The 13284-nt window shown below is 65.2% G+C and carries 13 protein-coding genes; 2 read left to right on the forward strand and 11 right to left on the reverse strand.

Annotated features, from left to right (window positions below; all coding sequences use genetic code 11):
* Positions 1-137: 137 nt before the first annotated feature.
* The 6 genes from QW881_RS14500 to QW881_RS14525 form a co-directional block, all read right to left on the reverse strand.
* The gene (locus QW881_RS14500; protein ID WP_315758931.1) at positions 138-500 is read right to left on the reverse strand and encodes an Hpt domain-containing protein; all 363 of its coding nucleotides are present in this window, start codon (positions 498-500) and stop codon (positions 138-140) included.
* Positions 497-2686, reverse strand: coding sequence for a hybrid sensor histidine kinase/response regulator (locus QW881_RS14505; protein WP_315758932.1), 2190 nt, complete (start codon positions 2684-2686; stop codon positions 497-499). The genes QW881_RS14500 and QW881_RS14505 overlap by 4 nt, the downstream gene beginning before the upstream one ends.
* 295 nt (positions 2687-2981) lie before the next feature.
* Positions 2982-3701, reverse strand: a complete 720-nt coding sequence (locus tag QW881_RS14510) for an RraA family protein (protein ID WP_315758933.1) — start codon at positions 3699-3701, stop codon at positions 2982-2984.
* 110 nt (positions 3702-3811) lie between these two features.
* Complete coding sequence (locus QW881_RS14515; protein WP_315739662.1) at positions 3812-4702, reverse strand: phosphatidylcholine/phosphatidylserine synthase; 891 nt, start codon at positions 4700-4702, stop codon at positions 3812-3814.
* An 86-nt stretch (positions 4703-4788) separates the two neighbouring features.
* Positions 4789-5523 (reverse strand): phosphatidylserine decarboxylase, encoded by a 735-nt coding sequence (locus QW881_RS14520; protein WP_315739724.1) that lies wholly within the window; start codon positions 5521-5523, stop codon positions 4789-4791.
* 93 nt (positions 5524-5616) lie between these two features.
* Positions 5617-7587 (reverse strand): ABC transporter ATP-binding protein/permease, encoded by a 1971-nt coding sequence (locus QW881_RS14525; RefSeq protein ID WP_315758934.1) that lies wholly within the window; start codon positions 7585-7587, stop codon positions 5617-5619.
* A gap of 242 nt (positions 7588-7829) precedes the next feature.
* On the opposite strand from QW881_RS14525, the gene QW881_RS14530 reads away from it, so the two are divergent.
* Complete coding sequence (locus tag QW881_RS14530) at positions 7830-8432, forward strand: TIGR00730 family Rossman fold protein (RefSeq protein WP_315739659.1); 603 nt, start codon at positions 7830-7832, stop codon at positions 8430-8432.
* Between the two features lie 3 nt (positions 8433-8435).
* On the opposite strand, the gene QW881_RS14535 is transcribed toward QW881_RS14530, so the two are convergent.
* The 5 genes from QW881_RS14535 to QW881_RS14555 all read right to left on the reverse strand — a co-directional run bounded on the left by QW881_RS14535 (position 8436) and on the right by QW881_RS14555 (position 12930).
* Complete coding sequence (locus QW881_RS14535) at positions 8436-8813, reverse strand: VOC family protein (protein ID WP_315758935.1); 378 nt, start codon at positions 8811-8813, stop codon at positions 8436-8438.
* Positions 8814-8933: 120 nt separating this feature from the next.
* Positions 8934-10547, reverse strand: a complete 1614-nt coding sequence (gene cimA / locus QW881_RS14540) for a citramalate synthase (RefSeq protein ID WP_315758936.1) — start codon at positions 10545-10547, stop codon at positions 8934-8936.
* On the reverse strand, positions 10544-11047 hold the full coding sequence (locus QW881_RS14545) for a GNAT family N-acetyltransferase (protein ID WP_315758938.1): 504 nt from the start codon (positions 11045-11047) through the stop codon (positions 10544-10546). Before QW881_RS14545 ends, cimA begins: the two co-directional genes overlap by 4 nt.
* A gap of 113 nt (positions 11048-11160) precedes the next feature.
* Positions 11161-12570 (reverse strand): cysteine--tRNA ligase, encoded by a 1410-nt coding sequence (cysS, locus tag QW881_RS14550; RefSeq protein WP_315758939.1) that lies wholly within the window; start codon positions 12568-12570, stop codon positions 11161-11163.
* Positions 12571-12642: 72 nt separating this feature from the next.
* A complete protein-coding gene (locus tag QW881_RS14555) occupies positions 12643-12930 on the reverse strand; it encodes a hypothetical protein (protein WP_315758940.1) in 288 nt (95 codons plus the stop codon).
* 29 nt (positions 12931-12959) lie between these two features.
* Between QW881_RS14555 and QW881_RS14560 the strand changes: the two genes are divergently transcribed.
* Positions 12960-13268 (forward strand): hypothetical protein, encoded by a 309-nt coding sequence (locus tag QW881_RS14560; protein WP_315739652.1) that lies wholly within the window; start codon positions 12960-12962, stop codon positions 13266-13268.
* Positions 13269-13284 lie beyond the last annotated feature (16 nt).

The raw sequence follows: 13284 nt of genomic DNA on the forward strand, positions 1-13284 counted from the left end.
ACGGACCCTGCCGGACCGACGCGGTGCTTCTGGACCGCGTGTCACGACCCTAAATGTCCGCCATTAAGGACGAGTTACTGAATTCGGTAGGCATAATGAAAGGTAAACGGCAGCGCCGCAGACCACGCCGACCTCGCTCAAGCGGCTGACGCTCCGGACTTGAGCAGGTTAGCCGCGGCGAAGACGGCTGACTGATCGAATGATCGCTGCATCTTGTGGATCATCTCCAGCATCTGCGCCGGCTCCATCGTCGCCGATCCGACCTCGAGTTCGCGCGACAGGCGCGACAGCGCCGAAAAACCGAACGTCGCCGACGAACTCTTGATCGAATGCGCCTCGCGCCTCAGTTCGAGGCGATCCTCGAACTTGGCGGCAAGCGTGCCGAACTTTCCCGAGGTATCGTCGAGGAACGTGCGCAGGACTTCCAGCGCATCCTCCTCGCCGAGCTCGGAGACCAGGGTCTGATAGACGGATTCGTCGAATTGCACCAAGTCGGTCATGCGACAAGCCTTTCCTTGTGTGTAGCAGCGACCGCGCGAAGCAGAGCGGCATTCAGTCGATCGCGCGTGACCGGCTTGGTCACGAAGTCGTTCATGCCGGCCTCCGTGCACGCCAGATGATCCTGGCTGGTGGCGTTGGCCGTCAGGGCAATAACGTAGATGTCCTGGGCGGGCGGCGGCAGCGAGCGGATCATCCGCGTCGCCGTGAGCCCGTCCATCTCGGGCATCATCATGTCCATCAGCACGAGATCGTAGCTCTGCCTCTGCACGGCCGCGATCGCCTGCGTTCCGTTCTCGACGATGTCGTAGCGGTGACCGAGCTTGTCCAGGAGCTTCTTGACGACGAACTGATTGGTCAGATTGTCCTCGGCAACGAGAATCTTCAGCGGCTCGACGCTGGCCGGACGTTCCTCGGCGATCGTCTCGCCGACCGGCGCGATGGTCGCTTCGGGCGCGCTCACCTGCTCGACGTCCGGCTGCGGCTGAAGCTGGATCGAGAAGGTGAAGGTGCTGCCCACGCCCACCTTGCTCTGCACCTTGATGTCGCCGCCCATGCAGGTGACGAGGCGCTTGCAGATCGCGAGCCCCAGACCGGTGCCGCCGAAGCGGCGCGAGATGGAATTGTCGACCTGCGAGAACTGCTTGAACAGCCGGCTGACGGCGTCTGCGGGAATGCCGACGCCGGTATCGGCCACCGAGAACACCAGCGTCAGGGTCGGCCCGGCAAGGTTCTCGGCACGGACATCGACATGGACGCCGCCCGATTCGGTGAATTTGAGCGCATTGCCGACCAGGTTGAACAGCACCTGGCGCAACCGCGCGGGATCGCCGACCACGTAGTTCGGCACTTCCGGCGCGATCGAGGTCGTCAGCTGCAGACCCTTTTCCTTGGCGCGGGACACCAGCAGCTCGGCGGTCGCCGTCACCGACCGGTGCAGGTCGAACTCGATGTGCTCGATCTCCAGACGATCGGCATCGAGCTTGGAGAAATCGAGGACGTCGTTGAGCAGCTGCAACAGGTAGTCGGCCGACTCGCGCAAGGTCGTCGCGATCTTGCGCTGCTCCGGCGCGAGGTCCGCCGACAGCAAGAGATCGGCAAGGCCGATGACGCCGTTCATCGGCGTGCGGATCTCATGGCTCATCATCGCCAGGAATTCGGAGCGCGCCCGCGTACCGGCCTCGGCGGCATCGCGTGAGGCGGCAAGCCCCGCCTGATAGCGCGCGATCAGGATCGTGATGATGCCGATGACCACCGTCAGCAACGCCCCGACCAGCAGATCACGATCGCGGTTGAGCTTGAAGGCGCTGAAGATCTCCTCGGAGGCCTGACCGACGATGACCACCAGCGGAAGATCCTTGATGCGCTGGAACGAGTAGATGCGCGTGACGCCGTCGATCAGACTCTTGAAGGTGTAGAAGCCGCTGCTTCTGTGCTGAATGGCGCTCATCACCGGGCTGCCGGCGAGCGAGGATCCCACGCCCCCCGGGCCGGCCGAGGCCCGTGCGCGCACGATGCCGTCGAGACCGAGGAGCGTGACATTGCCCTTCTTGCCAAGATCGACCGAATTGTAGAAGCTCGACAGATATTCGGGGTCGAGCGAGACCACGACGACGCCGCCGAACGAACCGTCCGGCATGATGATGCGGCGGGTCAGCTGGATCGACCATTTGTTGGAGACGCGGCCGAAGATCGGCTTGCTGATGAAGAGAAAATCATCCTTTCCGCCGGCATGAACGCGGAAGTGCTCGCGGTCGCGCAGGTCGAGGCCGCGCATGTTCGGATCGATGTTGCTGGACAGCATGATGCCGTCCTTTCCGATCACGACGACCTGAAACGAGAAGTCGGACAGGAACTGGCTGTTCTTCGACCATAGCGACATGTCGAAGTTGTGCGGATCCCTGGCATAGGAGTCGCGGACGTAGAGCAAGGTCTGATCTGCCGCACGGATCGAGCGGATGATCTGCTCCTCGAACGCGCGGGCCAGGTTGGCGCCGTTCTTCAGCGCCGACTGCTCGGTGCGCGTATGCTCTTCGGAGATCGTGTAGAAGATGCCGGCCCACACCAGGGCGATCGCCGAGAGGCCGATCGCGGCGCTGCCGAAATGTCCGATCAGCCGAACCATCTTGTCGACGGTCTGGTCGAGCCGCCCGAACAACGGCCTCGATTTCGATATCAGCCTGCGCATGTCCTTCGCCCTCGGGCGACATGCCTATCGGGACAGGCTGGCCATCAGGTAAAGCTTGATGGATAAAATCTTCTCAACGAGCGACGGCCGCCTAACCTTCGGCGAATCCCGGCCTGTTTGCGGGTCATTCGCCACCACGTTCGATACTTTCGGCGGAAGCTCGGCCGTCACCCCGTAGTCATCCGGATGCGGTTGCAGCGTCGCAGTTCGGCGAGCGGCCCTGCGCAGGGCCCGAACGGGGCCGCACCGCCGAGCGGTACGGCTCTCGCTGATTGGGACCGGAGCGAAGCGAGGCTCAATGAATCTCCGCCGACCGCTTCAAGGCGGCCTTGAGCTTCTCGAGCGAGAAATCCGCTGACCGCGCGATCTCCAGGATCGGCGTTTCGCGGCGCGCGCACAGCTCGGCCGCCTCGGGAAGCTTCGCCGCGATGTCGGCCGGGATGACGATCGCACCATGGCGATCGGAGTGGATCAGATCGTCCGAGCGCACGGTCATCCCGGCGACGCGGACCTCGCCGCCGAAGCTCTCGGCATGCACCCACGCATGCGACGGACCGATCGAGCCCGCCAGAGCCTGGAAGCCGGCAGCCCATTGCGGAATGTCGCGGATCGATCCATCCGTGATCACGCCGAGGCAGCCGAGCGCCTTGTGGACATTGCTCTGCACCTCGCCCCAGAACGCGCCGTAGCCGATGTCGGGACCATCGATGTCCTGGATCACGACGATGCGGGGACCATGACCGGTGCCGACATATTCGTAGTAGTCTGTGCGCCGCCTCGCCTGCTCGTCCGCCGGCAATCCCGATTTGACGACGGACCGGATCGTCGCCGTCCGCGCGTAGCCGACCATGGGCGGCAGATCGGGGAACGGACACACCAGCGGCTTGGTCGTGTAGCCGACGAGGCGGCGTTCGGGCGCCACGATCTCCATCGCGTTGCAGATGGTCGGCGTATCGTAGCGCGCGAGCGCCTCGAGAACGGAAGCAGCGAGGGGCGCGGCGGCAGTGCGTGTCACGGGCGTTTTCTCCGGATGATGCGGACGGCATTCGCGGCCGTCCTTGGCCATCCGGTATAACTGAGGCGCCGAAGCCGGCAAAGCGCGCGCTGGGTCTTGGGGCCCTGCGCTCAGTGCAGCCGTTCCGGCGGCCGCTGCCCCTGCTCCGCCGCTGGCGCGCCGGTCGGCGCAAAAGCCGTCGCGGATGAGGACGAGGCGTGCGGCGCTGCAGCCGCGGCACCAAGGACCGCGGAGTGCCGCGCCGCCTGCTGCCGATACAGCCGCCAGCCGAACGGAAGGCTCAGGATGTAGAGGATCGATCCTGCCGATAGGATGTGCCAGGGATAGACCACCAGCAGCGCCACGAAGAACACCACCGAGGCGAACACTGGCAGCACGAGTTCGGGCGAGACGCGCATCCGCGTGGTCTTGCCGGAGAACACCGGCAGCCGCGACACCATCAGGAAGGCGATCAGCAGCGTGTAGAAAGCCGTCACCAGCGCCGGCGGCCTCGGCAGATCCAGGAACGCCAGATAGACCGGCAGCAGCACCGTGATGGCGCCAAGCGGGGCCGGCACGCCGGTGAAGAAATTGGCGGCGAAGGGCGGCTTGTTGGGATCGTCAATGCTGGCATTGAAGCGCGCCAGCCGCAGGCCGCCGCTGATGGCGTACATCATGGCGGCGATCCAGCCGCCGTCGCGCAGCTCATGGAGCTGCCAGAAATACAGGATCAGGCCCGGCGCCACGCCGAAATTGACGAAATCGGCCAGGCTGTCGAGCTCGGCGCCGAACTTCGACTGGCCCTTGATCATGCGGGCGATGCGGCCGTCGATGCCGTCCAGGAAGGCAGCGAAGACGATGGCGCCGACGGCGAGCTCCATCCGCCCCTCGGTCGACAGCCGGATTGCGGTCAGGCCGGCGCAGATCGCCAACAGGGTGATCATGTTCGGCACCAGCAGCCGCACCGGGATCGGGCGGAAACGGCGCCGGCGCAGCTCGGGAGAGTTCGGATCGAAGCTCATGATCACACCACGTGTGGGTTGGTCGGAACCTTGTGTCGGAAGGTGCCTCAAGGACCTTTAATGAGTCATCATCGGCCGGCGACGGTTCATTGGCTCCGGAAGGTCAGGCCGGGCACGGGCACGTCGAAATCGGCCAGGATCGTCTCGCCGGCAATGGCCGTCTGCCCCTCCGAGACCAGAACTTCCGTGCCGTCAGGCAGATAGACGTCGAGCCGCGAGCCGAAGCGGATCAGGCCGAAGCGCTCGCCAGCCCCGATGGTCTGCCCCTCGCGCACGAACGACACGATCCGGCGCGCCACGAGGCCGGCGATCTGGACCACGCCGATGCGGCCATGCGGCGTCGAGATCGCGAGCGAGTTGCGCTCGTTGTCCTCGCTCGCCTTGTCGAGCTCGGCATTGATGAAGGCGCCCGGACGGTAGGAGATCTTCTCGATCCGGCCGGCCACCGGGCTGCGGTTCACATGCACGTTGAACACGCTCATGAAGATCGAGACCCGCAGCAGCGGCCGGTCGCCGAGGCCGAGCTCGGCCGGCGGCAGGGCGCGCGTGATCATGGAGATGCGCCCGTCGGCCGGCGCCACCACCAGCCCTTCCCGCTGCGGCGTGACCCGGATCGGGTCGCGGAAGAACAGCGCGCACCAGACGGTGAGCAGCGTGCCGATCCAGCCGAGCGGGGTGAATATCCAGAACAGGATCAGGCTGACGAGGGCAAATCCCCCGATGAAGGGATAGCCTTCCGGGTGGATCGGCGGGATCTGAGCGCGGATGGAATTGCTGATCGACATGGCCTGCTTCGTTGAGTGTTGTCGCTCTGACCTCAGAGCGGACCGCCGCCTTGACTAGGTCGATGGCCGGCGAAGGTCAAAATGAATCCTTAATGTATTCTTGAGTTCAGATCAGGGCGGTCCGCGGCATCATTCGGCGGCACTCGCCACCTGGCCGGTCCGTTCGGGCCCGACCGCGTCCGGCTCGCTCCGATGCGGCGGATTGCGGTTCGGCGCCGCCGCATCGTCGCCGATTTGGGCCAGTTTTTCGCGCGCCTCCTCGGCCTCGCGCTGCCGGTTCCACATGCCGGCATACAGCCCGCCTTTGCCCAGCAGCTCGGCATGGGTGCCGCGCTCGGCAATGCGCCCCCGGTCGAGCACGATGATCTCATCGGCCGCCACGATGGTCGAAAGCCGGTGCGCGATCACGAGCGAGGTGCGATTGCGCGACACGCCATCGAGCGCCTCCTGGATCTCGTGCTCGGTATGGCTGTCCAGCGCCGAGGTCGCCTCGTCCAGCACGAGGATCGGCGGCCCCTTCAGGATGGTGCGGGCAATCGCAACGCGCTGCTTCTCGCCACCGGAGAGCTTGAGGCCGCGCTCGCCCACCTGCGTCTCGTACCCCTTCGGCGCCATCCGGATCAGACCGTCGATCTGCGCGAGGCGGGCCGCCTCCTCGACGGCGGCGTCGTCGGCATCCCAGCGTCCGTAGCGGATGTTGTAGCGGATGGTGTCGTTGAACAGCACAGTGTCCTGCGGCACCATGCCGATCTGGGCGCGCAGCGACACCTGGGTGACGTCACGGATGTCCTGCCCGTCGATCAGGATGCGGCCGCCGGAGACGTCGTAGAGGCGAAACAGCAGCCGCGAGATGGTCGACTTGCCGGCGCCGGAGGGACCCACGATCGCGACCGTCTTGCCGGCCGGCACCTCGAAGCTCAGGCTCTGCAGGATCGGCCGCTCCGGCTCATAGGCGAAGCGGACGTCCTCGAAGCGGACATGGCCGGAGGTCACCACCAAAGGCGTCGCCCCGGGTGAATCCTTCACCTCGGCATCGCGCGTGAGCACGCCGAACATCTTCTCGATGTCGATGATCGCCTGCTTGATCTCGCGATAGACCATGCCCATGAAGTTCAGCGGCTGGTAGAGCTGGATCATCATGCTGTTGATCATGACGAAGTCACCGACCGTGTTGCGACCCTGGCGCACGCCCTGGGCGCACATCAGCATCGCCGCCGTCAGCCCGATCGTGAAGATCACGGCCTGCCCGGCGTTGAGCACTGCGAGCGAGGTATAGGTCTTCACGCTGGCGCGCTCGTAGCGCTCCATGGAACGGTCATAGCGCTCGGCCTCGCGTGCCTCGGCGCCGAAATACTTCACTGTCTCGTAGTTGAGCAGCGAGTCGATCGCCTTGGTGTTGGCGTCGGTGTCCGAGTCGTTCATACGGCGCCGGATCTCGATGCGCCATTCGGTCGCGATGTAGGTGTAATAGAGATAGGCTGCGACCATGGTGAGCGTGACCAGCACGTAGCGCCAGTCGAACTGCCAGAGCAGCACCGCCGTCAGCAGCGAGACCTCGACGATGGTCGGGATCAGCTGCAGGATCACCATGCGCACGATGGTCTCGATCGCGTTGCGGCCGCGCTCGAGCACGCGGGTCAGGCCGCCGGTCTTGCGCTCCAGGTGAAAACGCAGCGACAATTCGTGCATGTGGACGAAGGTGATGGTCGCGAGCTTGCGCACCGCATGCATGGCGACGCGGGCAAAAATACCATCTCGCCACTGCGTCAGCACCGCCATCAGGACGCGCATCCCACCGTAGCTTGCCGTCATGACGAGCGGTGAGGCCACCAGCCAGAACGCCCAGTTGGCGGGCGCAATCGGCGCGGTGTTGGCGCCGGTCAGCGCGTCGGTCGCCCATTTGAAGGTGAAGGGCAGGACCAGAGTCGCGACCTTCGCCACAATCAGCAGCACCACCGACCATAGCACGCGCATCTTCAGGTCGGCGCGATCGCTCGGCCAGATGAAGGGCCACAAATGGCGCAGCGTGCCGGCCAGCGTTCCCTGCTCGAGGGACGATGGCTGGCTGGCGGCTGGTTCGGAGGAGGAATCAGGCGGCATCTAACGTTCTGGAACAGCGAGTGTCTCGGCATGTTGTGATGCCGGCGTTGCTGGTCATATAGAGTGTCCGGGCGCCGGATGCACCCGTGCGTCGGCGGATTCCGTTGCCGCGGCGCAGTATTTGCATACTCCATTCCCAGGCAAATGGATCCATCCAGTCCGCATCATTCCGTGAAAGCCCGCGAATCCACGCCCTCCGCCCTCGTCTTGACGCCTTTCAACTGCAGTGTCACATCCGTCCAATGACTGAAATCCGCACCGTCTGTGTCTATTGCGGCTCCGGCCCCGGGACCAATCCCAGCTTCATCGAATCAGCGAAAGCGCTCGGCAAGGCGCTCGCCGAGAACGGCGTCAGGCTCGTCTATGGCGGCGGCTCCATCGGCATGATGGGCGCGGTTGCCAAGGCGGTGCTCGACCACGGCGGCGACGTCACCGGCATCATTCCGGACTTCCTTGTGAAGAAGGAAGTCATGATGCCGCTGAAGGATCTCATCGTCACGCCCGACATGCACGAGCGCAAGCGGCTGATGTTCGAGCATTCCGATGCGTTCGTGGCGCTGCCCGGCGGCATCGGCACGCTCGAGGAGCTGGTCGAGCAGTTGACCTGGAAGCAGCTCGGACGCCACGCCAAGCCGGTGCTGATGGCCAACATCGACGGCTTCTGGGAACCACTGTTCTCGCTGCTCGCCCATATGCGCGAGACCGAGTTCATCCGCCCCGGCTTCTCGATCGAGCTCTTGAAGGCCGAGCGCGTCGAGGACATCCTGCCGCGCCTGCGCGCGGCCGCCGCCGGCATCGCCAGGGAAGAGACCGAAATGGCGCCGGAGATCGCCAAGCGGCTCTGATCCCTACTCCGCGGGAAATGTGACGGCTTCGATCCGGTTGCCGTCGGGATCGAGCACGAAGGCGGCGTAGTAGCGCACGCGATCATGCGGTCGCAGCCCGGGCAGGCCGTCTGAAACACCGCCCGCCTCCAGCGCCGCCGCATGGAATGCATCGACCTCGGCGGCGCTCCTGGCACGGAAGCACAGATGCGAGCCGGTGTCGGACGATACCCGCGCCATCGCGGGGCGCAGATTGATCCAGAACTCCGGATAGGCCTTGCCGAAGCCGATGGTCGCCGGGCGCGCGACCAGGCGCGTCATCCCGAGCGGCGCCAGCGCGAGCTCATAGAAGCGGGCGCTGCGGGCGAGATCGCTGACGCCGACTGAGACGTGGTCGATCATGCGTTACCTCCTGCCCTCTCCTCCGTCATTGCGAGGAGCAGAGCGACGAAGCAATCCAGACTCGATCCGCGGAAAGACTCTGGATGGCTTCGCTTCGCTCGCAATGACGGATACACCATCTCACCCGGGCGCGCCGGATTTCACCAGCTTGTAGAATACCGAATCCATCAGCGCCTGGAACGACGCATCGATGATATTGGGCGACACGCCGACCGTGGTCCAGCGCTCGCCCTTTTCGTCCTCGCTCTCGATCAGCACGCGCGTGACCGCCTCGGTGCCGCCATTGAGGATGCGGACGCGATAGTCGATCAGCTTCAGACCATCGATATAGCCCTGGTACTTGCCGAGATCCTTGCGCAGCGCGACGTCGAGCGCATTGACCGGACCGTTGCCCTCGGCCGCCGAGATCAGCCGCTCGCCGGCGACGTCGACCTTGACCACAGCCAGCGCCACCGTGACGCGCTCGCCGAGCGCGTTGTAGCGCTGCTCGACATTGACGTCGAACTGCTCGACCCGGAAGTACTCGGGCACCGAGCCCAGCGTGCGCCGCGCCAACAGCTCGAACGAGGCGTTGGCGGACTCGTAGGCATAGCCCGCGGCCTCGCGCTCCTTCAGCTCCTCGACCAGCCGCGTCAGCTTCGGATCGCTCTTGGTGAAGGGAATGCCACCACGCTCCAGCGCCGCGATCACGTTGGAACGGCCCGCCTGGTCCGATACCAGCACCTTGCGACGATTGCCGACGCTCTCGGGCAGAATGTGCTCATAGGTTTGTGGATCCTTGAGCACGGCCGAGGCATGAATGCCGGTCTTGGTCACGAAGGCGCTCTCGCCCACATAGGGCGCGTGGCGGTTCGGCGCGCGGTTCAGCATGTCGTCGAGCGTCCGCGAGACCTTCATCAGCCCGGCGAGCTGCTGGTCGGAGACGCCAATCTCGAAGCGATCCGAGAACTCCGTCTTCAGCTTCAAGGTCGGGATCAGCGAGCACAGATTGGCATTGCCGCAGCGCTCGCCGAGGCCGTTCAGCGTGCCCTGGATCTGGCGCACGCCGGCGCGCACCGCAGCAAGCGAGTTCGCCACCGCCTGCTCGGTGTCGTTATGGGCGTGGATGCCGAGGTGATCGCCCGGCACGTGCTTGACGACCTCGCCGACGATCGCCTCGATCTCGTGCGGCATGGTGCCGCCATTGGTGTCGCACAACACGACCCAGCGCGCGCCGGCCTCATAGGCCGCGCGGGCGCAGGCCAGCGCGAACTCCGCATTCTCCTTGTAGCCGTCGAAGAAATGCTCGCAGTCGAGCATCACCTCGCGCCCCGCAGCCTTCGCGGCCGTCACGCTGTCGCGGATCGAGGCAAGATTCTCTTCGTTGGTAGTCTCCAGCGCGACGCGCACCTGATAGGCGGATGACTTCGCGACGAAGCAGATCGCGTCTGCCTTGGCCTCCAGCAACGCCGCTACGCCCGGATCGTTGGACACCGAGCGTCCCGCCCGGCGCGTCATCCCGAAGGCGGTGAAGCAGGCGTGGCCGAGCTTGGGCTTGGCGGCGAAGAACTCCGTGTCGAGCGGATTGGCGCCGGGATAGCCGCCCTCGACATAGTCGATGCCGAGATCGTCGAGCAAGCGCGCGATCGCCTGCTTGTCGGCCAGCGTGAAATCGACACCGTTGGTCTGCGCGCCATCGCGCAGGGTGGTGTCGAACAGATAAAGTCGTTCCCTGCTTGTGCCTGCCGTGCTCATGCCTGTGCTCCCCCGGAGCCGAGCGTCTTCTTCATCGTGGTGTTGGCGAGCCACTCGCCATTGATGGAGACGCTATTGCGCTGCTGCGCGACGTAGCCGCGCTTGCGGAAGAATTCGACCGCCGTGTCGCTGGCGTCGACCGACAGACCGGTCGTGCCGCGCGCGCCCGCCAGCTTTTCCAGCGCGTCGCATAGCAGGGCCCCGACGCCCTGCCCCGCCGCGTTCGGATGGACGTAGAGCATGTCGATGTGATCGTTTCCCTTCAGCGCGGCGAAGCCGACCGGTGAGCCCTGCAGGGTCGCAATCAAGGTGAGCTCGGACGCCAACCTCTTGCCGAAGCCCGTCTCATCGTCCGCAGCGGAAGCCCAGGCCTCCTGCTGCTCCTCGCTGTAATCGTCACCGGTCAGCTCCTGGATGCTGGCGACGAAGATCGCGGCCAGCACCGGCGCATCAGCGGGGAGAAACGGCCGCAGCGCGGGCCTCGGGAGAGCCTGTCCCATGCGTCACCACATCCCGTAGAGTTTCGTGACCAGCGCCACTGCGCCCGCGATCAGCACCAGCTTGAGCAGGATGTAGTACAGCCAGTGCCGCGGAAACGGTGTGTCGGGCTTGCTCATCGCGCGATCTCCCAGGTCGTGACCGGCTTGCCGTCGGCGCCCTTGCCATCCTTCAACACGACACCCATCGCGGCGAGCTCGTCGCGGAGGCGATCGGACTCCTTGAAGTCCTTGCGCGCGCGAGCCGCGGTGCGCTCGGCGATCAGGCTTTCGACCTTGGCGGCGTCGACGCCTTTGGCCTGCTGCTTTCGCGCCTCCCATTGCGCGACGGTTTCTGACAGGAAGCCCGCAAAACGAAGCGAGCCTGCAAAGGCAGCGCGATCCGTCTCGCCGCCGGACGCTGCACGGCTCCGCAACGCGTGCAGCTCTGCGATCATCAGCGGCGTGTTGAGGTCGTCGACGAGGGCGGCGATGATCTCAGGCTCCGGCTGCTCGCCCGGCGCATCGGCCGCGACGCGATACCAGTCGTCGAGCGTCTTCGCACTCTCCTCCAGGCCCTTGACCGTCCAATCCGCCGGCGAGCGATAGTGCATCTTGAGCATGTTGAGGCGCAACACCTCTCCGGGCCAGTCCGCCAGCAGGTCACGGATGGTGACGAAGTTGCCGAGGCTCTTCGACATCTTCGCGCCCTCGACCTGGACGAATTCATTGTGCAGCCAGTAGTTCGCCATCACGGACGTGCCGTGCGCGCAACGCGACTGCGCGATCTCGTTCTCATGATGCGGGAAGATCAGGTCGAGCCCGCCGCCATGGATGTCGAAGACCTCGCCGAGATAGGCTGCGCTCATCGCCGAGCACTCGATGTGCCAGCCCGGCCGTCCGCGGCCCCACGGGCTGTCCCAGCCCGGCTCGTCCTCCGACGACTGCTTCCACAACACGAAGTCCGCCGGGCTCTTCTTGTGCGCATCGACCGCGACGCGCGCGCCGGCGAGCTGCTCGTCGAGCTTGCGGCCCGACAGCGCGCCATAATCCGGCATCGACCGGGTATCGAACAGCACCTCTCCGCCCGCCTCGTAGGCATGGCGGCGCGCAATCAACTGCTGGATTAGCGTCACCATATCCGCCTTGCCATCAAGGCGCGGCAGCACGAACTCGGTGGCGCGAGGCTCGAAGGTCGGCGGCAGGCTGCCGAGCGCAGCCGCGTCGCTGTGGAACTGATTGGCCGTCACCTCCGTGACCTTGCGGATCGCCTCGTTCAGCGGCAGCCCGGGAAAGTCGCGCGCGGCGCGCGCGTTGATCTTGTCGTCGACGTCCGTGATGTTGCGGACGTAGGTGACGTGATCCTTGCCATAGAGATGCCGCAGCAGCCGGAACAGCACGTCGAAGACGATCACGGGCCGCGCATTGCCGATATGGGCGAAGTCGTAGACCGTCGGTCCGCAGACATACATGCGGACATTGTTGGGATCGAGCGGCACGAAGGGGCGCTTCTCCCGCGACGCGGTGTCGTACAAACGCAAGTCCATGGTCCGTCCCCGAATGCCCTGTGCTCACCGCCCCGCCGGACCGACAGTCCATGACGAAGCGCAACGGGTGTCCTACGCCGCACGACCGCCCGCGAGCGGGCCGCCACGGCACGAATCACGCTTCCGACCTGCCGGCCGGGCGTCCTGATCATCTCTGTTGAGAAAAGACGGCCTCAGCCAGCGAATCGCTAGCGCGTAATCTCGCGGCAAATGCAGCAGATGGCGAGGAAACCGTTCATGAAACTCACCATGCTGCAGCAGGCTGTCTCCGTCAAGAGCCGCAAAACGGCCGTTTTCACTGCCCAAATGCTCGCGCCCCGCCTCATGGTTAATCATTTTTAACCTTTTGGGCCTAACCATGAGTTGTCTCCTACACCCACCGGTGCACCATGCGAATCTCCTCGGCGCTGCTTGCCTGCTGTGTTCTCCTCGCCGCCGCGACCACCGCCACGGCGGAGAGCCGCATCTTCATCATCGCCAACGAAGCCGACGGCTACGGTGTCGACCAGTGCCTCGCCAAGGGCGACCGATGCGGCGCCTCGGCCGCGCGGTCGTACTGCCAATCACGGGATTTTGCACAGGCCTCCTCCTATCGCCGCGTCGACCCCGATGAAATCACCGGATCGGTGCCGAAAGCTGGCGCAAACTGTGCCCACGGCGGCTGCAGCGACTTCGTCGCGATCACCTGCCAGCGCTGAGACGGCCGGGAACGGC

It is taken from the genome of Bradyrhizobium sp. SZCCHNS3016 (assembly GCF_032484535.1).
GTDB lineage: Bacteria > Pseudomonadota > Alphaproteobacteria > Rhizobiales > Xanthobacteraceae > Bradyrhizobium.

Bases quoted from the DNA above. Each gene is read 5' to 3' on its own strand.
- QW881_RS14505 (WP_315758932.1), bottom strand. From the start codon at position 2,686: ATGCGCAGGCTGATATCGAAATCGAGGCCGTTGTTCGGGCGGCTCGAC.
- QW881_RS14500 (WP_315758931.1), bottom strand. From the start codon at position 500: ATGACCGACTTGGTGCAATTCGACGAATCCGTCTATCAGACCCTGGTC.
- QW881_RS14560 (WP_315739652.1), top strand. From the start codon at position 12,960: ATGCGAATCTCCTCGGCGCTGCTTGCCTGCTGTGTTCTCCTCGCCGCC.
- QW881_RS14525 (WP_315758934.1), bottom strand. From the start codon at position 7,587: ATGCCGCCTGATTCCTCCTCCGAACCAGCCGCCAGCCAGCCATCGTCC.
- cysS (WP_315758939.1), bottom strand. From the start codon at position 12,570: ATGGACTTGCGTTTGTACGACACCGCGTCGCGGGAGAAGCGCCCCTTC.
- cimA (WP_315758936.1), bottom strand. From the start codon at position 10,547: ATGAGCACGGCAGGCACAAGCAGGGAACGACTTTATCTGTTCGACACC.
- QW881_RS14555 (WP_315758940.1), bottom strand. From the start codon at position 12,930: ATGGTTAGGCCCAAAAGGTTAAAAATGATTAACCATGAGGCGGGGCGC.
- QW881_RS14535 (WP_315758935.1), bottom strand. From the start codon at position 8,813: ATGATCGACCACGTCTCAGTCGGCGTCAGCGATCTCGCCCGCAGCGCC.
- QW881_RS14545 (WP_315758938.1), bottom strand. From the start codon at position 11,047: ATGGGACAGGCTCTCCCGAGGCCCGCGCTGCGGCCGTTTCTCCCCGCT.
- QW881_RS14530 (WP_315739659.1), top strand. From the start codon at position 7,830: ATGACTGAAATCCGCACCGTCTGTGTCTATTGCGGCTCCGGCCCCGGG.
- QW881_RS14515 (WP_315739662.1), bottom strand. From the start codon at position 4,702: ATGAGCTTCGATCCGAACTCTCCCGAGCTGCGCCGGCGCCGTTTCCGC.